Genomic DNA, 22594 nt, shown 5'->3' with positions numbered 1-22594 from the left:
CGGGCCGCGCTCAGGTGAGGATCTTGTAGCCGAACAGGAAGACCGCCACCAGGCACAGTCCGCAGGAGATGATGATCGCGGGCATCAGGATCATGGCGTCGAGTTCACCGTCGTCGAGCGCGTCCTTGGCGATGGGCCCGAACAGCACCCTGGCGACCGCGGTGCCTCGGAAACCGCGGACGATCCGCTGCACGCGCTCCGAGTTGCGGTGGCGCCCGAGCAGCAGCCGTACGAAGATTCCGCCCGCGAAAGTGAGCAGCGCGCCAGCGAGTAGCAGCCATCCCACGACCGTTTCGGACAGCATGTGCACCCCCGCTGAGTGTTTGTTTCAGCGGGGGTCAGCCTAGCCCGCGGGGTGCGGCAACCTCAGGTGGTCGCGCAACGTGGCGCCCGCGTACTCCGAACGGAACGTGCCCCGTTCTTGTAGCAGCGGGACGACCTTGGCCACGAACTCGTCCAGTCCGCGTGGGGTCAGGTGCGGGACCAGGATGAATCCGTCGCAGGCGTCGGACTGGACGTGCAGGTCGATCTCGGCGGCCACCTGTTCGGGGGTTCCCACGAACTGCTGCCGGCTGGTCACCGCGATGACCAGTTCGCGAATGCTCAGTCCCTCCGACTGCGCACGCTCGCGCCACGCGGCGGCGACGGCCTTCGGGTCGCCGTGGCGCACCCGGCCCTGTGTGACGGTCGGATCATCGAGTGGCTCGACGTCGGGCAGCGGTCCGTCGGGGTCGTAGCCGGAAAGGTCGCGCTGCCACACCTGTTCGGCCATCGCGAGGGCCGTGGGACCGGTGACCTGCTGACGGCGGATGTGCCTTGCCCGGTCGGCAGCCTCGGCGGGCGTGTCCCCGAGCACGAACGTCGCGGCAGGAAAGACCTTGACGTCGCGTCCGTTGGCGACGGCGCGGGCCTTGACGTCCGCGTAGTACTTCTGGCCCGCGGCGAGTTCAGAATGCAGGGTGAACAGCGCGTCCGCGTGCTTGGCGCCGAAGTCCCTGCCGTCGGACGAATCGCCGGCCTGCAGCAGGATCGGATGCCCCTGTGGGCCTGCGGGCAACGTGGCCAGCCCCCGCACGTCGAACTGCGCACCGTGGAATTCGACGGCATGCACGCGCTCGGGGTCGACGTACTGCCCGGAGGCGTCGTCGGCTGGCACGGCGTCCGCGTCCCAGCTGTCCCAGAACTTCCGGGCCACGGTGATGAATTCCTCGGCCCGCACGTAGCGGTCGGCGTACTCGAGGTAGCCGCCGCGCCGGAAGTTGGCTCCGGTGAACGCATCCGAGGACGTCACCATGTTCCAGCCGGCCCTGCCGTCGGAGAGGTGGTCGAGCGTCGCGAACTGTCGAGCTACCTCGAACGGTTCGTTGAAGGTGGTGTTGACGGTGCCGATGAGGCCAAGCCGGTCGGTGACGGCGGCCAGCGCCGCGAGCACGGTGAAGGTGTCCGGACGGCCGACCACGTCGAGATCGTGGATACGGCCGCGATGCTCACGCAGGCGTAGCCCCTCAGCCAGGAAGAAGAAGTCGAACAACCCACGTTCGGCGGTCTCGGCCAGGTGCACGAACGACGAGAAGTCGAGCTGGCTGCCCGAGTCTGGGTCCGACCACACCGTCGTGTTGTTGACGCCGGGGAAGTGGGCTGCCAGGTGAATCTGCTTGCGCTGCTTGCCTTCTCTCATTGCAGACCCCAACGCTTCGCGATGAGTTCGTGCGAGTGCAGCCGGTCGGCGTGGCGATGCGTGACCGAGGTGACGACCAGTTCGTCGGCGCCTGCCAGCCGCTGCAGCGTCGAAAGCTGGTGGGCCACTTCGTCGGGATCGCCGACGAACTGCGTCTCGATGCGATCCTCGACCACCGCGACCTTCTCCGGTGTCAGCGGCGGCGCGGTGTCGGGATCGGGATACGGGACCGCACCGTCACCGGCCCGGATCGAGTACACCCAGTGCCCGTAGGTCGAGGCCAGGTGCCTGGCTGTGGCGGTGTCGTCGGCCACCACGATGTCCGCCGACACCACGACGTACGGTTCGGGCAACCGCGCCGACGGCTGGAAGGTGTCGCGATAGACGTCGACGGCCTCCAGCGCGGTGGCTGGGGTGATGTGATAACTCGCCACGAAGGGCAGTCCGAGCGCGCCTGCCACCCGCGCGCTCTCGCCCTTGCTGCTGCCGAATACCCACGGCCACAACGTGGTTCCCTCACCGGGCACCACGTGCGACTCCACCCCGTCGGCTGCATAGCCACCACCGAGCATGGCGAGGATGTCGGCGACCTGATCCGCGAAGTCGGGGGTTACGGCCTCGGGTTGCTGCAGCACCGCCAGCCTGGCCCGCAGCCGCGGGTTCTTCATCAGCGCACTGACGTCGAACGGCAATGGGATCACGACGCCGTCGACCTCACGTCGTTCGCGCGGCGGCTTCGGCGGGGCGTTCGTCGGCTTCGGCGGCGGGGGCTTGCGATGGCCGGACCGTCCGACGCCGAGGTCGATGCGGCCCGGGTGAAAGGCGTCGAGAATGCCGAAGCTCTCGACGACCGCTACGGCGGTGGTGTGGCCCAGCTGTACGGCCGCGGTGCCGACGCGGATCCGATCCGTCGCCGCCGCGAGCTGTCCGACGAGCACCGCGGGCGACGAGCTCGCGACCGCGACGAAGTGATGTTCGGCAATCCAATACCGCCGATAGCCCCATCGTTCGGCGTGCTGGGCCAGGTCGACGGCGTTGCGCAGTGCCGTCGCGGCATCACTGCCCGCGCTGATGGGGGCCAGGTCCAGTACTGACAATGGGACGTTCACGATTGCCCCGCATACCTGTTGACGGCGACGGGCAGGCCCAGGCGCCGACGCAGCGACTCGTCCTCGTACGCCGTGCGGAACACCCCGGCCTGCTGCAACAGCGGCACCACCTCGTCGACGATGAACGGCAGGTCGATCGCGTTCACCGCAGGCCGAAGCCGCACGCCGTCGACCCCGATGCGCTGCCATCGCAGCAGCAACTCCACCAACTCCGGTGCGCTTCCGTCGACGACCACCGCATCCGACCGGCTGTCGACGACGCCGGTCGACGCGACGTAGACGTCGGCGTAAACCTTCAGCGCATCGCCACCCACCTCGGTGAGCTCGCCGAGAATCGCACGCAGCGAGCCGTCGTCGGTCGGGGTGATGAAGACGAGATCGGCACTGCGGGCAGCGAATTCGTAGATCGGTCTGGCGTGCGCGAGCGCGGCGATCACGGGCTGACCCTGCGGTGATCGCGGCGTGATCGACGGACCCTTGACCGAGAAGTAGGTCCCGACGAAGTCGATGTAGTGCAGCTTGTCCCTGTCCACGTAGCGGCCCGAGGCGACGTCGCGGATGACGGCGTCGTCCTCCCAGCTGTCCCACAATCGACGGACCACCTCGACCGCTTCGCCGGCTTCTTTGAACAGGTCCACGGTCGTGACGTCCCGTCTGCCGAAGAGCGCCGCCTCATGCGAAGCGCCGCTGACTCGGGGTTGCCAGCCCGCACGTCCGCCGGATATGAAGTCGAGCGTCGCAATGGCCTTCGACACGTGGAAGGGCTCGGTATGGGTGACGGTCGCGACGGGCACCAGCCCGATGTGCGACGTGGCGGGGGCGACCCGCGCGGCGATCATGACGGCGTCGGGGCGACCGGCCAGCCAGCCCGGTTCCAGGCCGGGCCTGCGCCGTCGCTGCGGCGAGAGTCCGTCGTCGATGGTGACGAAGTCGAGCAGGCCGCGCTCGGCCGTCGCGGCAAGGCCCGCCCAGTACCGGCCGCTGAGGATCGGTTGACGGTCGGGGGTGTGCCGCCAGGCTTCCGGGTGCCACCCGTAACCCTCGAGTGCGACGGCCACGTGTAGGTCGGTCACGGGAGATCCTTTGCGAATGCCATTGGATAGACCTCACCCTCGGCGGGGAGTGGTTCCTCCAGTCGGTGATATCCGGTCGCCAGATACAGCGCCTCGGCCTCAGGCTGGCGGTTGCCGGTCGTCAGGTAGATGCGTCGGTACCCCCGCGCCGCGATCTCGCGTTCCAAGGCCGCGAGCAGCGCGCGAGCGTGCCCACGTCGGCGCTCGCGCGCGTCGGTCCAGATGCGCTTGAGCTCGGCGGTGCCGTCGTCGAAGCGACGGAAAGCCCCGCCCGTGACGGGCACGCCGGCGAGCAATCCGAGGAGCATGCCCCCTGCGGGCGGCTCGAACTCCGCGGCCGGATAGCCGCGCAGCCATTCTCCGACCCCGCTGACGGTGCCGTTATAGCGCGTGGCGTATTCGAGCGCGAGTTCGTCCAAGAGTGGTTGCGCCAGCGGGTCGTCCTGACCGACGGGTACGAAGCGCAGCTGATTCACCGCCGACACCGACATCACCTCACTCTCCAACGCACGTCGCTCGACCGCATTCCGTGGGTCGCCATCAAATCACCACGAGCGAAAATCACGCCTGTTCCCACCCCCTTCAAAGTGAAACTTGACAGGTGTAAAGTTTGGCGCCATGGATAACGTCACAGGCAGGACCATCGCGATAACCGGCGCCGCCCGCGGCATAGGACACGCCACCGCCAAGGCCCTACTCGCCCGGGGTGCGCGTGTGGTCATCGGCGACCGCGACGTGAAGGTGCTCGAGTCCGCGGTCGCCGGACTCGCGAAGTTCGGGCAGGTCACCGGCTATCCGCTGGACGTCACCGACCAGGCCTCGTTCGCGACGTTCCTCGACAAGGCCCGCACCGACGGTCAAGGCCACATCGACGTGCTCATCAACAACGCAGGCGTCATGCCGGTCGGTCCATTCCTGGAACAGACCGAGGCGGCCATCCGCTCGTCGATCGAAGTGAACTTCTACGGCGTGCTGACCGGCTGCCGGCTGGTGCTGCCCGAGATGGTCAAGCGGCGCAGAGGGCACATCATCAACATCGCGTCGATGGCAGGCATGGTCGCCGTACCGGGCCAGGTCGTCTACGCCGGGACCAAGTTCGCGGTCGTCGGGCTTTCCACCGCGCTGGCCGACGAGTTCGCGCCCCAAGGCGTCGAGGTGACGGTGATCCTTCCGACGTTCACCAACACCGAATTGATCGCGGGCACCAAGAACACGGGTGCACAGAAGCCCGTCCAACCCGAAGACATCGCCGCCGCGATCGTGAAAGCTCTCGACAAGCCCAAGACGCACGTCTCGGTCCCAACCCCGCTGCGGTTCATCGGCGCCGCCACGTCGATGCTCGGCCCGCGCGGGCGGCGGTGGCTGTCCAAGCAGATGGGCAACGACCACGTCTTCCTCGACTTCGACAAGACGGCCCGCCAGGGCTACGAGGACCGCGCCCAGAGTGCCACCGGAGTCATCGAGAAGTAGGCCCGTCACGTCTGCGCATGATGGCCGCAAGTTCGGCGCGCGTGGTCACTCCGATGCGCTGGCAGGCCCGAAGTACGTGCCCCTCGACGGTTCGCACGGACATGACCAGCCGGTCCGCGATGTCCTTGTTGGTCAGCTCCGCGGCCACCAACTCGGCGACTTCGCGTTGTCTGCCCGTCAGCGGTGTCGGTGCCCCGAGGCTGCGGGTCGCAGGTGTGCACAACCCGCCGCAATCGCGGGCCAACTGCTCGGCCGTCGCGGAAGCCAACAGCCCGCTGCCACGATGCTGCGCGGCCATGAACGCCACCGCCGCCTGCGCCGCGGCGTCCGCGGCAGTGGACTGGTCGCCGATGGCCTGGTAGGCCGCCGACGCCGTGAGTAGGCCTTCGCCGCTAGCCGAGCGCAGCGACTCAGCATGCGTCGCAACGGCTTCGGCCAACGGGAGTGCCAATTCATCGGCCAGTTCGCGGGCACGCGTGGCAATTGCGCCCGACCCGTCGGTGACGCCCCACTGCAACGCGGCCTGGAGGCAGGCCAACTCGTGGGTCGGTTGTTCCCGGTCGCGGGCCATCCTCGATTCGCCCAGCACCGTCTCGATCGCTTCTGCGAGCGAACCGCCCGCGGCCTGACTCCACCCGGTCGCCAAGGCCAGCCCCGTCTGCATGAACAGGAAGTCGGGCTGAACGCCTCGGCGCGCCTCGGCCAGCATCACGGCGGACGCCTCGGCATCGCCCAACTTGGCGTACATCTCTGCCAGTGCGAACGTACACGCAGGCCGCAAACCCGTTGTGATGCCATGGTTTTCAACACCAGCGAGCGCCTCCCGCAGCATCACCCCCGCGGTGTGAAGGTCTCCGCGCATCAGTTGGGCGTGGCCGAGCAGGAATATCAAATTCGCATAGGCCAGCCCCGGAGCATCCTTGGCCAACTCCGACAGCACTTCCGCTGCGGTGAGACATTCCGCGATGCGGCCGGTCAGCCGGCAGGCCCTTGCGTACACGCCGCCCGCCCAGAACCGAAAGTGTGCGGACTCATAGGAATTCGTCGCACGGTCCAGTCCCGCACGGGCCACCGGAGTGAGGTCCTCGGTGTGGCCAAGCGCACCGCACGCCATCATGAAGGCCAGCGTGGCCAGCAACGCACCGAGGTCGGAGAGCTCGTCGCTACTCAAGGCCGCACGGGCCTTCTGCTCGGCGGAGCCACAACGCGCGAACACGGCGTCGACACACGCTTCCACGGCGAAGCGCTCCGCACGCTGGGCGTCGGTCTCGGAGCCCAACGCAAGCTCGGTCAGGATGTGCGCGGCCTCGGCAGGTCGACCCAGCATCCAGACCAGATTCGCCGAACGGATGGTGGCCCAGCGGTGCCGATCGACGCCGCGCTCGACGAGCTCACGAAGCAGTTCCTCCGCCTTCTCGCCGTCACCTGCCAGGAACCGGTTGATCGCCTGAAGTTCGACGGCCTCGACCGAACCCAGCGCCGCGGCGGCGGCCGCGAACCGGTCCGCGAGGTCGAGGTCGAGCAGCCGCATGCTGTGCCGGGCGGCCTCCAGGAAGAGCTCCGCGTCCGACGTCTGGTCGGATTCGAGCACCAGAAGCGCGCGACGGACCGTGGCCTGCGGATCACGGTCGGCGTCGGCGGACAGCCGCTTCGCCAACTCGCCGCGCACCGTCGACAGATGAAGCTCACCAGCCGCGGCGCGCCGCAGTTCACCGAACAACGGGTGCGCCAGCCGCGCCATGAGAGTGCCGCCCGTGCGCTCGACGTTGATCAGGTGCAGGCGGTCGGCAGTCTCGAGATGTTCGCGCCCGACGAGGTCGGCGAGCACGTCGGCCTCGAGCGGCTCGCACTGGGACAGCATGTCGACAACGCGCGCCAGCTCGGGCGTCAGGCGATCCAGTTGGCTACCGACCAGATCGGTCATGCTCTGTGAGACCGCCACCCCGCCGTCCCAGATCCAGAACCCGGCCGCCTTCCGGATTCGGTCCGCCGCCACCTGGTCTCGGACCAGTTGTTGCAGGTACAGCGGATTGCCTCCCGTGAGCTGCCAAAACCGCTTCGCACTGCGCGGGGCGATCGGGCCGCCGAGCAGGTCCTCCACCATCGCCTGACTTGCGTCCTCCGACAACGGATCCAGGTCCAGCCTGGCCAGCAAGCCGTCCTTCCACAACGCGGTCACGGCGTCGGGCGCGGCGGTACCGGAGCGCACCGTGACCACCAACCGGGCCTCGCGGGTTTGAGCGAGATGGTGAACGACGTGTGCGGAGTACCCGTCGAGCAGATGCGCGTCGTCGATGCCGATCAGATGTCGGCCCTTCCCCTGCCCACCGACGAGCGAATCGATGACCCGCCGCACACTCGGGGCGGGCTCCGTCATGGCCGTCATGGCTTCACCACTGAGCGTTGTGGTGAACGCGCCCAACGGAATCGGGCGGGCGGAGGCCGTCCCCACGACCCAACTGGGCTGGATGCCCGCTCCGGCGGCACGGGCCATCAACTCACGGGCAAGCCTCGTTTTGCCCACGCCAGCTGCCCCGGCGATCACCACACCCGCGTACTTGCCGACCCCGCCCAGCGCCCGACGCAACTCCGCCAATTCTGTGTCGCGTCCGGTCAGCGCATCCCCGCTGATCACGGCCAAACTATAGCCGCGTCACAGGAATAGGGCAGCCAAACAACAGGCAAATCGCCAGGCCGCCACTAGCTAACCGAAGTTCGGCGCTGGATCGCCAATCCGATACGCCTCGATCACGTCGAGTCGCGCCACCAGATCGTCGACGGTGAAGGTGTAGTCCGCGCCCACCTCGCTGGAACCAACGAGGATCACATGCGGTTCGGCGGGATCGGTTACCCAGATCCGACTGACCGGCTCGACGGACTCGTCGGAGACCTCGGCCGCCGACGGCGGGTAGTACCAGGTGATGAACTTCTCGTTCGAGTAGTCCTGATCGAATTCCCAACCCCGCCCGACGATCTGGTTTGCGATCAGCGCGACGCCCTTGACGTCGGCCTGGACGTCATCGGGCAGCCAGCGATCGTTTTTCGCGGAGATCCGCCGTTTACGCCGCGCCTTCTTTGCTGCCGTCGACTTGGACACGGTCAGATGCTACGACGGCTCGCGCTGACTGTGCGTCCATGGCGGAAAATGTCGCGCTTGAATCCCCGCGAGAAACGCCGCCACCGGCGCACGTTCGGCGCATGAACGCTAGCTCAGCGCGCGGTCCAGGTCCGCGATCAGATCCTGGGTGCCTTCCAGCCCAATCGAGATCCGAACTACGCCGTCGCCCAAGCCAATCGACGCTCGCCCCTCCGGACCCATGGCGCGGTGCGTCGTGGTGGCCGGGTGCGTGATCAAGGATTTCGCGTCGCCGAGGTTGTTGGAGATGTCGATGACCTCGAGCTTGTCGAGCACCTCGAACGCCCGCTCCTTCGTGCCACCGTCCAACTCGAACGTGACGACCGTTCCGCCGCCGCGCATCTGACGCTTCGCCAGGTCGTACTGCGGATGCGACTCTAAGAACGGGTACTTCACCCACGACACCGACGGATGGCCCTCGAGGAACTCCGCGACCCGGTGCGCGGACGCATTGGAGTAGTCCACGCGGACGGCCAGGGTCTCGAGGCCCTTCAACATCGTCCACGCGTTGAAGGCGCTGATCGCCGGACCGGTGTGCCGCATGAGCTTCTGCACGGGTCCGTCGATGTACTCCTTGTCGCCAAGGATCGCCCCGCCGAGCACGCGGCCCTGGCCGTCGATGTGCTTGGTTCCCGAGTACACCACGACGTCGGCGCCCAGCGGGAGCCCCTGCTGCAGCAGTGGGGTGGCAAAGACGTTGTCCAGCACAACTTTTGCGCCCGCGGCGTGAGCCAGGTCGCACACCGCGGCGATGTCGACCAAAGATTGCATCGGGTTGGACGGCGTCTCGAAGAACACCGCCGTCGTCGGCACCGACAACGCCTCTTCCCACTGGGCGAGGTCCTCGCCGTCGACGAAGACCGTCTCGATGCCCCACCGTGGCAGGATCTCGTTGCACACCACGAAGCAGGATCCGAACAGGCTGCGGGCGGCCACCAGCCGGTCGCCTGCCCCGAGCAGCGCCCCAAGCGACGTGAACACCGCGGCCATCCCGGTGGCCGTCGCAAAGCACGCGGGGGCACCCTCGATGAGCCGCAGTCGCTCCTCGAACATCGTGATGGTCGGATTGCCGTACCGCGAGTAGACGTAGCGGTCGATGTCTCCGGTGAAGGCCTTCTCGGCCTCCGACGCCGAGGAGTAGACGTATCCCGACGTCAGGTACAACGCCTCGGCTGTCTCCTCGAAGCCGGAGCGCAGCAGCCCGCCGCGCACGCCGATGGTGGCCTGGCTGACGCCCTCCGGTAGCGGCTTCGGGATGCGGACGGACGGGACCGGTTGATCGGGACTCATTTTGCGCCTCGCGTCCACGGGATGGTCATGATTGCGTCCACGGAAGTCCGACGGCCCGCCATCCGGTGCCGCCGCGGTGCCGCTGGTCGTCGAGGTTGCCCTCGAATCCATCGAGCACGTTGTAGGACGGAGCGATGCCTGCCTCGGTCGCGGCTTCGGCGGCTCCGATGGACCTGTTGCCCGAACGACACAGGAAGACCACTGGCCGCTCACCGGGTGTGACGCCTGCCGCGACCAGGTCGTCGACGAAGCCGTCGTTGTGGGTGCCGTCGGAGGCGTTCCATTCGACGAAGACCACGTCACGCCCGAGGCTTGAGACGTCGGCCACGCCGACCCAGCGCCATTCGGCCGCCGTTCGGCAGTCCACCAGCACGGCGTCAGGGTCGTCGTTCAGCAGTTTCCACGCCGCTTCGGGGGTGATGTCTCCGGCATAGCTCACGACCGCGAGTCTCCCATAACTACCTGCTGCAAACCTTCCACGCCCCGTCCTCCCGGAGCAGGGTCACCTCGGCGCTCGACGTCGTGTCCGGCGTCTTCTTGAAGTGGTAGGTGACCTTCGCGGTCGCCCGGTCTCCGGCGATCCGGAGGTTGGACACTTCGTCGACGTAGCGCTCGCCGCCCTTGGCGAGCGAATCACGCTGACCAGCAAGGACATCCGCTTCGTTTCGTTGCTCGGCACGGCAGGTGAAGTCACGGAAATCGCCGTAGTCCTGGCGCTGCAGCGCGTCGTTCTGGCCGACGACGGCGCCCCTCAGCTGCTGGTCGGGGGTCGTATCCGAACTGCCGAAGACATTGAACGCGACTATTCCGATCACGACGAGCAAGATGATTGCCAGCGCCCCGACAAACGGTGCCATCGTGGGCCGGTCCTCAGGGAGCTCGGACGCATCCGATGCCTCGGAGCCGGTCACGATCGGGGATTGGACAGCGCGACCGCCAAGCGATGTGCCCTGTCCCGCGCCCGAACGACGTCGGGCGCCGAGGCCAGCGCGACCGCCGAACCGCCGACGCGGCGCACGTCGGCCTCGGGGATCGACAGCGCCTCGGCCAACACGGGCACCGACACCGACGAGTCGGTGGCCTCACTCACCTCGGCGGCGGCGGGCGAGATCATGATGGTGTCCAACGGCAACCCGAGGATCCCCCTGGCGTGCAGTTCGAACTGCGAAAGGCGTTGCGACCGCAGCGTCACCAAGCCCGTGTCACCGGTCAGCACGTTCACGGTCGAGAAGTAGACCTCGTCGTCACGCACCAAGAGTTCGACGCTGAAGACCCCGCGCCCGCCGAGCGAATTGGCGATGCGGGCGGCGATCGAACGCGCGGCGTCAAGCGCCGCAGGAGGCAAGGGCTGTGGCTGCCACGCCTCCAACGGGCCCTCGCTGTGCTCACGGTGGCCGATCGGTTCGCAGAAGTGCACCGCCGGACCCGCCTGGCCGGTGGTCCGCACCGTGAGCAGGGTGAGCTCTTCATCGACGTCGACGAGGGTCTCGGCCATGACGCGCGGGCCCGCCACCGACGGCGCGTTGGTGGCGATCCGCCACGCGGGTTCGACGTCCTCGGTCCGCAGCATGACCGACCGGCCGTCGGACTGTGCGGCGCTCAGCGGCGTGACGGCCAGCGGGAAGCCGGCGTGCTCGGCGATGGCATCGAGTTCGGCTTCCGACGAAGCGAACCAGAACGGCACCGTCGGCAGCCCCAGTTCGTCGGCTGCGAGCGTGCGCAAGCCCTCCCGATCGAGGCTGAGTCGCATGGCGCGAGGAGCCGGGAACACCTCGACGCCGGAAAGCTCTGCGGCGGCGATCAGCGCCTCGGGGGGTACGTCCGCGGACGTCGCGACGACGAAGCCTGGTGCGTGCTCGGAGAACAGCTCGATGAGATGCTCGGCGTGCGCCCAGTGTGCGACGGCGATCACCTCGGCCCCGAGGCGCTCGAACGCCGACTCGAGTTCGCGGCCCTCGTCACCCGAGCCGAGCAGCATGACCTTGATTTCGCTGCGCGAGGGCGTCTTTCCCAAGTCGCTGCGCTCGTGCCTGCCCGGCAGCACATCCCCCAAGTCGCTGCGCTCTTGCCCGCCCAGCACGTCCCCCGACTCGCTGCGCTCATGCCCGCCGGCTGTTTCACTCATCGCCGACCACCCTGCCAGACGATCAGCCCAACTGGATGTCGACATAGCACCACCGCCAGTTCTCCCCCGGCTCCACCGAACGCATCACTGCGTGTCCGGTTTGGCGGAAGTGAGCTCCTGCGTGCTGGTGCGGGCTGGAGTCGCAACAGCCGACGTGGCCGCACGTGAGGCACATGCGCAGGTGCGCCCAGGTATCGTCGCCGTGCTCGGCACATTCAGCGCAACGCCCCGGCGTCAGAGCCTCCGGCTCGGCGGCATCGACGGCAGCGGCCAGGTGCTCGCAAGTCTGGGGCGAGGAATTCACATCGCGCCGTCGCGTTCTCCTACGCATGCTGTTCAAGGATAGGGACGGTTCCTGTTTGTCCAACGGCAGGTCTGAACTACCCGACGGCAGGTCGACATAAGACAGGGAGGTTCCGAACGTGGGTGCCCCACTACTCGTGGTCCTGGTGATCTCGGTGTTGTTGGCCGGGGTGGCGCGACGTTACGACGTGTCCTCGCCGCTGGCGCTCGTCGTCGCCGGGCTTCTGGCCGGCCTGATTCCCGGCCTGCGCGGCATCGAGCTCGAACCCGAACTGGTCTTGTTCGTCATCCTTCCGCCGCTGCTCTGGTCGGCCGGGCTGGAGAGCAGCTACGTGGACCTGCGCAGGAACATGCGGCCCATCGGGCTGCTCGCGGTCGGGCTGCCCTTGGCGACCACGTTTGCGGTCGGGGTTGTCGCGTTCCACACGGTGCCCGAGCTGACGATCGCCGCGGCACTGACGCTGGGCGCGATCGTCGCGCCGCCCGACGCGGTGTCCGCGGCGGCGATCGGACGCAGGCTCGGACTGCCGCGCGAGATCATGACCTTGCTCGGCGGCGAGAGCCTGCTGAACGACGCGACGGCCCTCACGGCCTACAAGGTCGCGCTCGCGGCGGCGGTCGGCACCGCGGCCACCTGGGAGTCGGGACTCGGCACGTTCGTGCTGGCGGCCGCGGGCGGCGCGGTCGTCGGGGGGCTACTCGGACAGCTGATCGTCGCGGTCAGGAGGTGGCTCGACGACCCGATGGTCGAAAGCGCGATTGGTCTGGTCGCCCCGTTCGTCATTTACTTCGTCGCCGAAGAGGTCCACGGCTCGGGCGTCATCGCCGTCGTGGTGGCTGCGCTCATCCTCGGACAGCGCTCGGCGCACGCCGGCTACGCCACCCGACTGCAGGACACCGCGGTGTGGAAGGCCGTTCAGCTGGTGCTCGAGTCGTTCGCCTTCCTGCTGATCGGGCTGCAACTGCCGACGGTCGTCGGCGAGCTCGCCGGCATCAGGGCATCAACGCTGGCCATCGCGTCGGTGTCGGTGTTGGCGACCGTGATCGTGGTGCGCCTGGTGTGGGTGTACGCGTTCGCCTATCTGCCGCGCATGCTGTCGGCCCGAGTCCGCGAGCGCGAACCGCGGGAGCCCACCAAGTCGGAGGTCTTCATCGTCGCCTGGGCGGGGATGCGCGGCGTGGTGTCGTTGGCCGCCGCGTTCGCCGTCCCGCTGACGACGGGCTCGGGTGCTGAGTTTCCAGGGCGCCCGCAGCTCGTCTTCCTGACGTTCGTCGTGGTCGTCGGGACGCTGCTGCTTCACGGTTTGACCCTGCCCTGGCTGATCAAGGTGCTCGACGTGGAAAGCGACGACGACCAGCGGGACGCATTGCAAAGGGCAGCCGCGCAGACCAAGGCCGCCAGTGCCGCTGCTGCCCGACTCGACGAGATCCTCGCCGACCAACGGCCGGGCTCCCGGGTCCACGATGCCGCGGACATCCTGCGCGGCTGGAACGACCGCAGGCAACGCTCCGCGTGGGAGAGCCTCGGCCGCGGACCCGACGAGATCGGCGAGGCCCCATCGGCGGCCTTTAAACGACTGCGACTGGAAATGCTTGCGGCCGAACGGGAATCGTTCATCGCCGAACGCGACGCGGGTCGGATCAGCGACGAGGTGCTACGGTCGGTGCTGCACGGCCTCGATCTCGAAGAGGCGACGCTCAACCGCGATTGACGTCCGTGTCGGTCGGTGCGGCGGCCAGGTCTTCCCGGAAACTGCGCATGGCGGTGATCATCGCGCCGAACACCCGATGGGCTGCCTCGAGGTCCTCGTCCGGCAAGTGCGCCATGGCCTGTTCGTTGTGCTTCAACAGTTTGCTGAAGAACTCCATGGCGACGGACATGCCGTGCTGGCCGTAGCGGAGGATGACCTTCCGACGGTCGCTGGGATCCGTCTCCCGCCGCAAGTGTCCGTTGTCCGTCATGCGCTCGACGAGATAGGTGATGGCGGCCCCTGACAAACCCATCTGCTTGCGCAAATCGCCAGCCGAGAGATGGACGCCCGTCCGTTCGGCGAGCATGACGAAGAGCAGTGCGCGAAACTCGTTGGCGGACACATGGTTCTGTTCGGCGAAACTACGGGAAATCCAGTCCGATTCGGACGTCAATTCCCGAAGGTCGGCCCCCATCCGACGTTCGAGCTGCGCCCGGGAGTCAACGGTATCGGTCCGATCGGACGTCATTGGCGTTTTCCTTTGGCCACAGGTGTGTCCACAGTCTAAGTCGATTTCGACGGGGTCCATGCACGAACTTTTCAATAACCGAACAAAGTGGTTCGGGGAGGATCCCGCCACCGTCAATCAGCTGATCGCGAACTTTCTGGCGCGGTGGGCTTGGGCGGTGCCGCCCGTCGAAACCGTCGGTACCGTCGAACAGATGACCCAAGCTCCCGCGCTGCCACCGGTACACATGCGGCGCAACGCCTTCGACCCGATCCCCGAACTCGGGGAGATCCGGGCTGGCGTCGGGGTCAAGCCCGTCGTCAACGCCTTCGGCATGCAGGTCTATCTGGTCACCCGCCACGACGACGTCAAGGCGATGCTTTCCGATCATGCGCACTTCGCCAATTCGCGCCCACCCGGTTTCGTACTACCCGGCGCCCCCGCGATGCCCGAGGAGGAACAGGCCAGCGCCAGGGCGGGCAACCTGTTGGGGCTCGACCCGCCTGAGCATCAACGACTGCGCCGCATGCTCACTCCGGAGTTCACCATCCGCCGGATGAAGCGGCTGGAGCCTCGCATCGTCGAGATCGTCACCGAACACCTCGACGCGATGGAGGCCGCGGGTGCACCTGCCGACCTGGTCGAGTCGTTCGCCCTGCCGATCCCGTCGCTGGTGATCTGCGAGCTTCTCGGGGTGCCCTACGAGGATCGGGAAGACTTCCAGAAGCGTTCCGGGCGCCAGCTCGACCTTTCGCTGCCGATCCCCGAGCGCATGGAGATGCAGCGCAGGAGCCGGGAGTACATGCGGTCGCTGGTGGAGCGCGCCCGCACCACACCCGGCGAGGACATCCTCGGCATGCTGATCCGCGAGCACGGTGCCGAACTGACCGACGACGAGCTCGTCGGCATCGCCGGACTGCTGCTCTTGGCCGGCCACGAGACCACGTCGAACATGCTCGGGCTCGGCACGCTCGCACTGCTGCGGCACCCCGACCAGCTGGCCGTGATCAGGGACGATCCGGACGCGGTCGGCCCGGCCGTCGAGGAACTGCTGCGTTGGCTGTCGATCGTGCAGACGTCGATCCCGCGCATCACTACCGCCGAGGTCGAGCTCGCCGGCGTGACCATCCCGGCGGGCCAACTCGTCTTCGCGTCGCTACCCGCGGGCAATCGCGATCCGGCGTTCACCGATGCGCCCGAGGTGTTGGACGTCAGACGCGGCGCGCCAGGGCATCTGGCATTCGGTCACGGCGTGCACCACTGTCTCGGTGCGCCGCTCGCCCGCATGGAGATGCGCATTGCGTGGCCCGCGCTGTTTCGCCGGTTCCCGAACCTGGCACTCGCCGAGGACTTCGAAGACGTCGCGTTCCGGTCGTTTCACTTCATTTACGGGTTACGGTCATTGTTGGTTAGGTGGTGATGATGAAGCTCAGTGCGGATCGCGACGACTGCATCGCGTCAGGCAACTGCGTGATGATTTCGGACGCGTTGTTCGATCAGGACGACGACGGTGTCGTGGTGCTGCTCACCGAGGACGTGCCCGAAGCCGAGGAAGACCACGCCCGCGAGGCCGTCAAGACTTGTCCGGCGTCGGTGCTGCACCTGACCTGAGTTCGTCGTCGGGGCCAGCATCGTCAACCTGAACCCGTGCGCCTCGGCGATCTTCAAGGCACAGGCATCCGTCTGTACGACGCCACCTGGCAAATGCCCCTAGGGGGCCGTCATACGGCGGTCCTCCGGGACATCGGCGATCAGGTACTACTACACCTTCATTCAGCTGTCGTAGGCCGTGTTGGCACCGTACTCAGCCTCGCTCGGGGTGAATCCCTCAGACTTCAGTTGGTCAACCAACCCCGAAAGGGAAAACGAGGTGTAGTCCAGGTAGCTCTTGGCGCTCTTCACCGCCTGCTCACTCCAGTTCACCCCGCTATTGGTCTCGATGTTCTCAACCGCGAATGCGGCGTCTGCCTCGCTGAAGTCCTCGGACTGCAGTTGTTTGATCAGCCCTTGCTTGGAGAACGAGGTGTAGTCCAGGTAGCTCTTGGCGCTCTTGATTGCGTTCTTCTGGGCGGAGGTGAAGTTGGGCTCAGGAGTGCGAGGGGGTTCTGGTGTCGTTGAAGCAGCCGCGAAAGTCCTACTCGTGCTGGCGGTACTAGAAGACGTAGACGAGGTTTTGTCGCTGTCTCCGATGGAGCCGAGGGCGATCAACGCCACGACTGCGGCTCCTACTCCGAGTCCGATCTTCTTCCCTGTGGACATGCCCGGCTTCGCCGGTTGGCCAATGCCAGATGTCGCTGCAGCGAATGGAGCGTAGTTCTCGGTCCACGCCTGCCCGTCGAAGTACCTTTGGCGACTCGGGTCGGATGGATCGGGATACCAACCCGCTCTTGGCTGCGTCACAAAGGCCCCGTTTCTGTTTAGCGGTCATACATACAGGCGGGCGTCAGCATAGCCACAGGTTCCGACAAGGCGCGGAAGATCCCCACCGGGCTGTCGCTAGCCCTCACCCGACATCTCGTTCAAGGTCGTCCTGAATGCCAGATCTGTTGGCGATCAACGGAATGTGGATACGCGCCTTCAGCAGAACGTATTTCGGCATTCGGTCGCTAGGGTTTCGCTGGTTCATCGTCGTCGTGGTGCAGGTCGATGACCCCGGCCCGCACCAGGACCAGCAGACTGACCACCAGCACCCACACTGGAAAGGTCAGCACCACCCACGTGTTGAGGTCGCTGGCAACCAGAAGGCCAAGTGCGACAAGGTAAGTCACCACTACCAACCAGGTCGGCATCAGCCGGGTCTTGAGCCAGATGGTGCCGAGCGAGATCATGAACACCCCCGCCATGCGTAACGCGTAGGTGTTGCTCAGCGAGAGCAGCATGGCCTGACCGAACGCCGAGACCGCGGTGCGAGCGGCGGTGTCGGTGGCGAACTTTCTGCTGGCGATCAACCCGGCGCCGACGGCCGACGACGCGAAGATCATCGCCAGGAACAACAGGCCGCTGCCGATGAACACCGTCGAGAAGAACTTGTCCTCGAACTTGCCGAAACCGTCGCGCACCACGCCGATGAACCAGAGGAACGCGATGCCGGAGAACGGCATCAGGAGCGACGCGACCTTGATCCTGCCCGCCGCGCCGTCCACCCACTGCGACCCCGGTGCACCGCCCTCGGGCAGCGCCGAACGGATCAGGTACAGCGCGACGCCGAACAGGATCGCGAAGAGCACGCCCGCGAAGGCCGCCGCACGAGGCGTCGACAGGATGCGGAGGTGACGCTGCGCGGGATGTTCAGGCATGGAGCCATTGAACTCCCAGTCAGGGCTGGCCGGGCAGCAACCGGATCATCAGGCCGTTGGCCTCAGCCAGCAAGTTGTCGTCCGGGTCGCGCAGTTCGGCGTTGACGAACGCCTTGCGCCCCTCGGTCTCCCGGATCCAACCGGTCGCGGTCAGCGGCGTATCGATCGGGGTGACCTTGCGGTAGTCGACGTGCAGGAAGCCGGTGCGGCTGATCGGACGGCCCGCGCCGTGGATGACCATGCCGAACACCGAGTCGAACAGCAGTGGCAGCACGCCGCCGTGCACGGCATTGTTGCCGCCGACGTGGTAGCGGCTGAACTGCACCTTCAACTCGACGCCGTCGGCATCCAGCCTGCCCACGGTGAAGGGTGGCATCAAGAGGTTGCCGCCGCCCGGCATCGACGGCATGCGGCTGGCAGGCCCCACGCCCTCGCCGGCCTGGTACGGCTCCAACAGTGCGACGAGTTCCGCTACACGCGCCGCCGCCTCGACCCAGGTGTCGCTGTCGGGGTCGGCGGACACCGCGAGATCCTGCAGCCTGCGCATCGACGCGATGAAGGGCGCAAACCCCGGTCCAGGCTGCGCCGGTTCGAACAGCGGGAAGCCGCCGTGCCTGTCGTAGTCGGGGTCGACAGCCGTGGGATCGTCTGTCACTTGGGTGCCAGGATGTCGCGCCGCACGATCGTCTGATCGCGACCCGGGCCCACACCGATGCACGAAACATGTGCGCCGGCAAGCTCTTCGAGCCTCAGCACGTAGTCGCGCGCCTTGGCGGGCAGGTCGTCGAAGGTGCGGCACGAACTAATGTCCTCCCACCACCCTGGCAGTTCCTCGTAGATGGGCTGGGCGCGCGCGATGTCGCCCTGCGTCATCGGCATCTCGTCGGTGCGCTTGCCGTCGACGGTGTAGCCGACGCACACCGGCACGGTCTCCAGGCTCGACAGCACGTCGAGCTTGGTGAGGAAGTAGTCGGTGATTCCGTTGACGCGCGTGGCGTAGCGGGCGATGACGGCGTCGAACCATCCGCAGCGGCGGGCGCGTCCGGTGGTGACGCCGACCTCCCCGCCGGTCTTGGACAGGTACGCGCCGAACTCGTCGAAGAGCTCGGTCGGGAACGGGCCCGAGCCGACGCGGGTGGTGTACGCCTTGAGGATGCCGAGCACGGTGGTGATGCGGGTGGGCCCGATCCCGGAGCCCACCGCCGCCCCGCCCGCCGTCGGATTCGATGACGTCACGAAGGGATAGGTGCCGTGGTCGACGTCGAGCAGCGTGCCCTGTGAACCCTCCAGCAGCACCGTGTCACCGGCCTCGAGCGCCTGATTGAGCAGCAGTCGGGCATCGGCGATGCGGTGCTTGAAGCCCTCGGCCTGTTCCAGCAGGCTGGCCACCACCTCGTCGGCGTCCAACGCCTTGCGGTTGTAGATCTTGACGAGCACCTGGTTCTTGAACTCCAGTGCGGCCTCGACCTTTTGGGCCAACGACTCGGGATCCAGCACATCCGCGACGCGAATCCCGATGCGCGCGATTTTGTCCTGGTAGCAGGGTCCGATACCGCGCCCGGTGGTACCGATCTTCCTGCTGCCCATGTAGCGCTCGGTGACCTTGTCGATGGCCACGTGATACGGCATCAGCAGGTGCGCATCGGCCGAGATCAGCAGGCGCGAGGTATCAACGCCGCGCTCGTCGAGACCCTTGAGCTCGGTGAGCAACACCCCAGGGTCGACGACGACGCCGTTGCCGATGACGTTGGTGACGCCGGGCGTCAGAATGCCCGAAGGAATGAGGTGAAGGGCGAAGTTCTCGCCATTGGGCAGCACGACCGTATGGCCGGCATTGTTGCCGCCCTGGTAGCGCACGACCCATTGGACGCGTCCACCGAGTAGATCGGTGGCTTTCCCCTTGCCCTCGTCGCCCCACTGAGCGCCGATGAGCACGATTGCCGGCATGGCATTTCTCCCGCTTAAAGTGATGCAGCCGGTGAGCCACCCTATCTGACCTCACCCCCATCCGTTCGCATCGAGCGTCAACCGCCCGGACTGTCGCCGGGCGCGGGGCTAGGTAGTCGCGCGCCCGGCTGACGCGAAATCGAGTAGTCGGACTAGCGCAGGCGGGAAAAAAAGAGGTAGTTCGGCCCCGGATACCCGGCCCTCGTTGGCGCAGATGATGCCAACAGAGTCGACAAACTCCGCGTCGACCGCGGTTCGCGAACGGGAGTTCCTGTGAAGAAATCTGTCTTGATGTTGACCATCGGTGCAAGCGCACCGTTGCTTGCGCTCGGCGTAAGCGCCCCCAACGCGGCGGCCGCCCCGACCTCGACGTCGTCCGTCGGTGGTGCTTCGATCTCGGTGAACGGCCACACCGTCGGCTTCGGCAACAGCTCGGCGTCCACCACCGCGGGCAGCCACAGCATCGCCGTCGCGATCAACGGCAGCCAAGCGACTGCCACCGGTAGCCACAACCTCGCGATCGCGATTAACAACAGCACCGCACAGGCCGTAAACGGCAGCAAGAACAAGGCGATCGCCATCAACCAGGGCACCGCCTACGCGGGCGACGGCAACAACAACACCGCGAAGGCCTACAACAACGCCGACGCCGGCGCCTACGGCGGGAACAACAACAGCGCGCAGGTGAACGGCGCCTGCCCGAAGGGCATCGTCTGCGGCCACAGCCACGGAAACGCGGGCGTCGGCAACAACAACACCGTGAAGGTAAGCGGTGGCAACAACTCGGTGAACGTCGGAACGGGCGACAACGACACCGCCATCGTCAAGGGCACCGGCAACGGTGCGCTCTCGGGCTACGGAAGCAACAACACCGTGAAGATCAACGGCAATTCGAACAGCGGTCGCGCGGGAAGCAAGGTCGGCCACACGTCGAACGGCAACACACTGATCATCAACGGCAACGACTACCACGAACCGCAGACCGTGGCCGACCAAGGCGGACAGACCATCATCCTGCCGCCGACGAATTAGGCTGCGCGCTAGTAGGAACAGTTAACATCGCGACGTGGCCGGGGCCAGTGTCGTCGTGTTGCGATTCGGAGCCCGTCGGGTGGCGCGTCCACTCGACGGGCTTCCGGTCGTCACGATCTCGGAGGCATCCGACATCGACGACGCCGTCCGCGAGGTTCGCCGGGTCATCGTGCTCGGTTCGCAGAATGACCTGGCGGCCGTGTTGACCCGGCTGTTGCGGTCCGAAAAGCTGGACGTAGAAGTCGGTTTCGCGCCACAGCAGCGGCGCGCCCGAAGAGCTCGCACCGGAGTGGCGCGGCGCGTGCCCCTGATCCGCGACGAGACGGGCGCCGTGCTGGCCGGTAGCGCGGAGTGGTCGGGAACCGACGGGTCGGCGCTGCACGGTGAAGCGGTGGTCGACGACAGCGTGTTGTTCGACGGCGACGTGGCAGGGGTTCGGATCGAACCGACGGCCACGATGCCCGGCTTGCGTGCTGCAGTCTTGACGCGACGCGGACGGCCCCGACGCTGGGTGGCCGGCCGTGCTGCGCAACTCGGTACGACGGGCGCCATCGTGGTCCGCGACGGGGTGGCTGCCGAGCGCCCCGTCAAGCGGTCGACCTTCTACCGCCACACGCAGGGCTGGTTAGCCGTCCGGTGAAAGGTAGCGTCGAATCGTGAACATCCGTCCGCTGCGCCAATCGGTGCGTCCCAGCCCGGTCTTCCTGGTGATCGTCGCCATCACGGTTGCTGGCGGGGCGCTGGCCTGGCTAACCCCGCTACCACCTGACGGTCGTCCGCCAGTGCTGGCCTACGTCGGGGTGTTCATCTTCGTCATCTTCGGCTGGTTGGTGTCGTTGTCCCTGCACGAATTCGGCCACGCGTACACGGCATGGCGGTTCGGCGACCGCGACGTCGCCGTGCGCGGGTATCTGACGCTGAATCCGCTGAAGTACTCGAATCCGATGCTGTCCCTTGGGCTGCCGGTGCTCTTCATCGCGCTGGGTGGCATTGGATTCCCCGGAGGCGCGGTCTACCTGAACACCGCCGGAATGACGGCGGCGCAGAAGACACGCGTCAGCCTCGCCGGACCGCTGGCGAACGCCGTACTCGCAGTGGTGTTGCTGACGATCACGGCCCTGTTCTTCGACTTCACACATGTCGTGTTCTGGGCCGCAATGGCGTTCCTGGGCTTCCTGCAGGTGACGGCCTTGGTGCTCAACCTGGTACCGGTGCCCGGGTTGGACGGATACAGCGCGCTGGAGCCACACCTCAGCCGGGAGCTTCAGCTGAAACTACAGCCGATCAAGCAATGGGGACTGCTGGTGTTTCTGCTGCTGCTCTTCATCCCGCTGTTCAACCAATGGTTCTTCGGCGGGGTGATGTCGCTCGTCGGACTCACCGGGGTCGACGAGCAACTGGTCGCCTGGGGCAACTCGCTGACCCGGTTCTGGTCGGCCTGGTTGTAGCGGGGTTCGATTCCGTCTGCTCACAGCCGCACCAGCGCGATCGGATACGTGAACGTTCCCGGAACCCCGTCGCACCCCGCCTCGAACGAGGAGACCAGCGTGCCGGACAACGTTGTTGCGTCCCATGAGTAGACGTCGTGGGTCGGCGCGGTGGGACCGTAATAGACGTTCCCGCAACGAAGCCCGAAGGGGTCGTCGACGGTGAGCGTGTAGCGCCCACCGACGAGATTGGCGTCGCCGGTGTAGTTGAACGCCTTCGCATTTGGTCTCGCGATCCCGGTCACCTGAATGCAGGCTGGTACCGGTGCTGCGTCGCTGCCGCACGCGCTGACCATCCAAACCCAGGTGTGGAAGTCCGTCCTGTCCGGAATGATCAGATCGAAATTTCCTATCGGGTTGAAGACGGCGTTGGCGACGGGAGCGATCACCGTCGCGAGCGCGGCGAGCGTGGTGGTGAATGCGCCGACAAGGGACTGCGCCATTGAACA

The 22594-nt window shown here is 66.7% G+C and carries 25 protein-coding genes; 7 read left to right on the top strand and 18 right to left on the bottom strand.

Annotation, left to right across the window (positions count from 1 at the left end):
• Nucleotides 1-10 precede the first annotated feature (10 nt).
• From SLQ30_RS20555 to SLQ30_RS20535, 5 genes are read right to left on the bottom strand one after another with little or no spacing between them, the layout of a single operon-like run.
• A complete protein-coding gene (locus SLQ30_RS20555; protein WP_319448143.1) occupies nucleotides 11-304 on the bottom strand; it encodes a hypothetical protein in 294 nt (97 codons plus the stop codon).
• A gap of 39 nt (nucleotides 305-343) precedes the next feature.
• Entirely contained in the window at nucleotides 344-1678 is a 1335-nt protein-coding gene (locus SLQ30_RS20550; protein ID WP_319448144.1) for an NtaA/DmoA family FMN-dependent monooxygenase, read from the bottom strand.
• Complete coding sequence (locus SLQ30_RS20545) at nucleotides 1675-2787, bottom strand: LLM class flavin-dependent oxidoreductase (protein WP_319448145.1); 1113 nt, start codon at nucleotides 2785-2787, stop codon at nucleotides 1675-1677. The genes SLQ30_RS20550 and SLQ30_RS20545 overlap by 4 nt, the downstream gene beginning before the upstream one ends.
• Nucleotides 2784-3860 carry an LLM class flavin-dependent oxidoreductase gene (locus tag SLQ30_RS20540; RefSeq protein ID WP_319448146.1) on the bottom strand — a complete coding sequence of 359 codons (1077 nt, stop codon included), beginning with the start codon at nucleotides 3858-3860 and terminating at the stop codon, nucleotides 2784-2786. The genes SLQ30_RS20545 and SLQ30_RS20540 overlap by 4 nt, the downstream gene beginning before the upstream one ends.
• Entirely contained in the window at nucleotides 3857-4351 is a 495-nt protein-coding gene (locus SLQ30_RS20535; protein ID WP_319448147.1) for a GNAT family N-acetyltransferase, read from the bottom strand. The genes SLQ30_RS20540 and SLQ30_RS20535 overlap by 4 nt, the downstream gene beginning before the upstream one ends.
• 127 nt (nucleotides 4352-4478) lie before the next feature.
• Between SLQ30_RS20535 and SLQ30_RS20530 the strand changes: the two genes are divergently transcribed.
• Complete coding sequence (locus SLQ30_RS20530) at nucleotides 4479-5330, top strand: SDR family oxidoreductase (protein ID WP_319448148.1); 852 nt, start codon at nucleotides 4479-4481, stop codon at nucleotides 5328-5330.
• Here the strand turns inward: SLQ30_RS20530 and SLQ30_RS20525 are convergent.
• The 7 genes from SLQ30_RS20525 to SLQ30_RS20495 all read right to left on the bottom strand — a co-directional run bounded on the left by SLQ30_RS20525 (nucleotide 5317) and on the right by SLQ30_RS20495 (nucleotide 12212).
• Nucleotides 5317-7965, bottom strand: a complete 2649-nt coding sequence (locus SLQ30_RS20525) for an AAA family ATPase (protein ID WP_319448149.1) — start codon at nucleotides 7963-7965, stop codon at nucleotides 5317-5319. The two genes, SLQ30_RS20530 and SLQ30_RS20525, sit on opposite strands and share 14 nt — an antisense overlap.
• A 69-nt stretch (nucleotides 7966-8034) precedes the next feature.
• A complete protein-coding gene (locus SLQ30_RS20520; RefSeq protein WP_319448150.1) occupies nucleotides 8035-8427 on the bottom strand; it encodes a hypothetical protein in 393 nt (130 codons plus the stop codon).
• Nucleotides 8428-8535: 108 nt separating this feature from the next.
• Entirely contained in the window at nucleotides 8536-9756 is a 1221-nt protein-coding gene (locus tag SLQ30_RS20515; protein ID WP_319448151.1) for an O-succinylhomoserine sulfhydrylase, read from the bottom strand.
• Nucleotides 9757-9781: 25 nt separating this feature from the next.
• Nucleotides 9782-10195 carry a rhodanese-like domain-containing protein gene (locus SLQ30_RS20510; RefSeq protein ID WP_319448152.1) on the bottom strand — a complete coding sequence of 138 codons (414 nt, stop codon included), beginning with the start codon at nucleotides 10193-10195 and terminating at the stop codon, nucleotides 9782-9784.
• Nucleotides 10196-10214: 19 nt separating this feature from the next.
• Entirely contained in the window at nucleotides 10215-10667 is a 453-nt protein-coding gene (locus tag SLQ30_RS20505; RefSeq protein ID WP_319448153.1) for a lumazine-binding protein, read from the bottom strand.
• Nucleotides 10664-11734 (bottom strand): ATP-grasp domain-containing protein, encoded by a 1071-nt coding sequence (locus SLQ30_RS20500; protein WP_319448302.1) that lies wholly within the window; start codon nucleotides 11732-11734, stop codon nucleotides 10664-10666. Before SLQ30_RS20500 ends, SLQ30_RS20505 begins: the two co-directional genes overlap by 4 nt.
• 169 nt (nucleotides 11735-11903) lie before the next feature.
• The gene (locus SLQ30_RS20495; protein WP_319448154.1) at nucleotides 11904-12212 is read right to left on the bottom strand and encodes a UBP-type zinc finger domain-containing protein; all 309 of its coding nucleotides are present in this window, start codon (nucleotides 12210-12212) and stop codon (nucleotides 11904-11906) included.
• Between the two features lie 91 nt (nucleotides 12213-12303).
• Between SLQ30_RS20495 and SLQ30_RS20490 the strand changes: the two genes are divergently transcribed.
• Nucleotides 12304-13896 carry a Na+/H+ antiporter gene (locus SLQ30_RS20490; protein ID WP_319448155.1) on the top strand — a complete coding sequence of 531 codons (1593 nt, stop codon included), beginning with the start codon at nucleotides 12304-12306 and terminating at the stop codon, nucleotides 13894-13896.
• Here the strand turns inward: SLQ30_RS20490 and SLQ30_RS20485 are convergent.
• Nucleotides 13883-14404: a MarR family winged helix-turn-helix transcriptional regulator gene (locus SLQ30_RS20485; protein WP_319448156.1), complete on the bottom strand. Its 522-nt coding sequence runs from the start codon at nucleotides 14402-14404 to the stop codon at nucleotides 13883-13885. The genes SLQ30_RS20490 and SLQ30_RS20485 overlap by 14 nt on opposite strands.
• 193 nt (nucleotides 14405-14597) lie before the next feature.
• Here SLQ30_RS20485 and SLQ30_RS20480 point away from each other — a divergent pair, with 193 nt between their 5' ends.
• Both SLQ30_RS20480 and SLQ30_RS20475 read left to right on the top strand, forming a co-directional pair.
• Nucleotides 14598-15803, top strand: coding sequence for a cytochrome P450 (locus tag SLQ30_RS20480; protein WP_319448157.1), 1206 nt, complete (start codon nucleotides 14598-14600; stop codon nucleotides 15801-15803).
• A gap of 2 nt (nucleotides 15804-15805) precedes the next feature.
• Complete coding sequence (locus SLQ30_RS20475) at nucleotides 15806-15994, top strand: ferredoxin (protein ID WP_319448158.1); 189 nt, start codon at nucleotides 15806-15808, stop codon at nucleotides 15992-15994.
• 162 nt (nucleotides 15995-16156) lie between these two features.
• Here the strand turns inward: SLQ30_RS20475 and SLQ30_RS20470 are convergent, their stop codons facing one another.
• The 4 genes from SLQ30_RS20470 to SLQ30_RS20455 form a co-directional block, all read right to left on the bottom strand.
• Nucleotides 16157-16783 (bottom strand): Ltp family lipoprotein, encoded by a 627-nt coding sequence (locus SLQ30_RS20470; RefSeq protein ID WP_319458332.1) that lies wholly within the window; start codon nucleotides 16781-16783, stop codon nucleotides 16157-16159.
• Nucleotides 16784-16989: 206 nt separating this feature from the next.
• The gene (locus SLQ30_RS20465) at nucleotides 16990-17679 is read right to left on the bottom strand and encodes a hypothetical protein (RefSeq protein ID WP_319448159.1); all 690 of its coding nucleotides are present in this window, start codon (nucleotides 17677-17679) and stop codon (nucleotides 16990-16992) included.
• A 19-nt stretch (nucleotides 17680-17698) separates the two neighbouring features.
• The gene (locus tag SLQ30_RS20460; RefSeq protein ID WP_319448160.1) at nucleotides 17699-18334 is read right to left on the bottom strand and encodes a PaaI family thioesterase; all 636 of its coding nucleotides are present in this window, start codon (nucleotides 18332-18334) and stop codon (nucleotides 17699-17701) included.
• Nucleotides 18331-19626, bottom strand: a complete 1296-nt coding sequence (locus SLQ30_RS20455; RefSeq protein WP_319448161.1) for an adenylosuccinate synthase — start codon at nucleotides 19624-19626, stop codon at nucleotides 18331-18333. The genes SLQ30_RS20460 and SLQ30_RS20455 overlap by 4 nt, the downstream gene beginning before the upstream one ends.
• A 273-nt stretch (nucleotides 19627-19899) precedes the next feature.
• Between SLQ30_RS20455 and SLQ30_RS20450 the strand changes: the two genes are divergently transcribed.
• The 3 genes from SLQ30_RS20450 to SLQ30_RS20440 are packed head-to-tail and all read left to right on the top strand — an operon-like array spanning nucleotide 19900 to nucleotide 22106.
• On the top strand, nucleotides 19900-20658 hold the full coding sequence (locus SLQ30_RS20450; protein ID WP_319448162.1) for a hypothetical protein: 759 nt from the start codon (nucleotides 19900-19902) through the stop codon (nucleotides 20656-20658).
• 34 nt (nucleotides 20659-20692) lie between these two features.
• Nucleotides 20693-21298 carry a peptidase M50 gene (locus tag SLQ30_RS20445; RefSeq protein WP_319448163.1) on the top strand — a complete coding sequence of 202 codons (606 nt, stop codon included), beginning with the start codon at nucleotides 20693-20695 and terminating at the stop codon, nucleotides 21296-21298.
• A gap of 16 nt (nucleotides 21299-21314) precedes the next feature.
• A complete protein-coding gene (locus SLQ30_RS20440) occupies nucleotides 21315-22106 on the top strand; it encodes a site-2 protease family protein (protein ID WP_319448164.1) in 792 nt (263 codons plus the stop codon).
• A 20-nt stretch (nucleotides 22107-22126) separates the two neighbouring features.
• Here the strand turns inward: SLQ30_RS20440 and SLQ30_RS20435 are convergent, their stop codons facing one another.
• Nucleotides 22127-22588, bottom strand: a complete 462-nt coding sequence (locus tag SLQ30_RS20435; protein ID WP_319448165.1) for a hypothetical protein — start codon at nucleotides 22586-22588, stop codon at nucleotides 22127-22129.
• Between the last annotated feature and the right edge of the window lie 6 nt (nucleotides 22589-22594).

Source organism: Mycobacterium sp. RTGN4, from assembly GCF_033804635.1.
Lineage (GTDB): Bacteria > Actinomycetota > Actinomycetes > Mycobacteriales > Mycobacteriaceae > Mycobacterium.
The sequence above is the reverse complement of the archived record's forward strand: the minus strand, read 5'-3'. Positions and strand labels throughout refer to the sequence as shown.

Bases quoted from the DNA above. Each gene is read 5' to 3' on its own strand.
- SLQ30_RS20555 (WP_319448143.1), bottom strand. From the start codon at position 304: ATGCTGTCCGAAACGGTCGTGGGATGGCTGCTACTCGCTGGCGCGCTG.
- SLQ30_RS20550 (WP_319448144.1), bottom strand. From the start codon at position 1,678: ATGAGAGAAGGCAAGCAGCGCAAGCAGATTCACCTGGCAGCCCACTTC.
- SLQ30_RS20535 (WP_319448147.1), bottom strand. From the start codon at position 4,351: ATGTCGGTGTCGGCGGTGAATCAGCTGCGCTTCGTACCCGTCGGTCAG.
- SLQ30_RS20530 (WP_319448148.1), top strand. From the start codon at position 4,479: ATGGATAACGTCACAGGCAGGACCATCGCGATAACCGGCGCCGCCCGC.
- SLQ30_RS20515 (WP_319448151.1), bottom strand. From the start codon at position 9,756: ATGAGTCCCGATCAACCGGTCCCGTCCGTCCGCATCCCGAAGCCGCTA.
- SLQ30_RS20500 (WP_319448302.1), bottom strand. From the start codon at position 11,734: ATGCTGCTCGGCTCGGGTGACGAGGGCCGCGAACTCGAGTCGGCGTTC.
- SLQ30_RS20495 (WP_319448154.1), bottom strand. From the start codon at position 12,212: ATGCGTAGGAGAACGCGACGGCGCGATGTGAATTCCTCGCCCCAGACT.
- SLQ30_RS20485 (WP_319448156.1), bottom strand. From the start codon at position 14,404: ATGACGTCCGATCGGACCGATACCGTTGACTCCCGGGCGCAGCTCGAA.
- SLQ30_RS20480 (WP_319448157.1), top strand. From the start codon at position 14,598: ATGACCCAAGCTCCCGCGCTGCCACCGGTACACATGCGGCGCAACGCC.
- SLQ30_RS20475 (WP_319448158.1), top strand. From the start codon at position 15,806: ATGAAGCTCAGTGCGGATCGCGACGACTGCATCGCGTCAGGCAACTGC.
- SLQ30_RS20465 (WP_319448159.1), bottom strand. From the start codon at position 17,679: ATGCCTGAACATCCCGCGCAGCGTCACCTCCGCATCCTGTCGACGCCT.
- SLQ30_RS20455 (WP_319448161.1), bottom strand. From the start codon at position 19,626: ATGCCGGCAATCGTGCTCATCGGCGCTCAGTGGGGCGACGAGGGCAAG.
- SLQ30_RS20435 (WP_319448165.1), bottom strand. From the start codon at position 22,588: ATGGCGCAGTCCCTTGTCGGCGCATTCACCACCACGCTCGCCGCGCTC.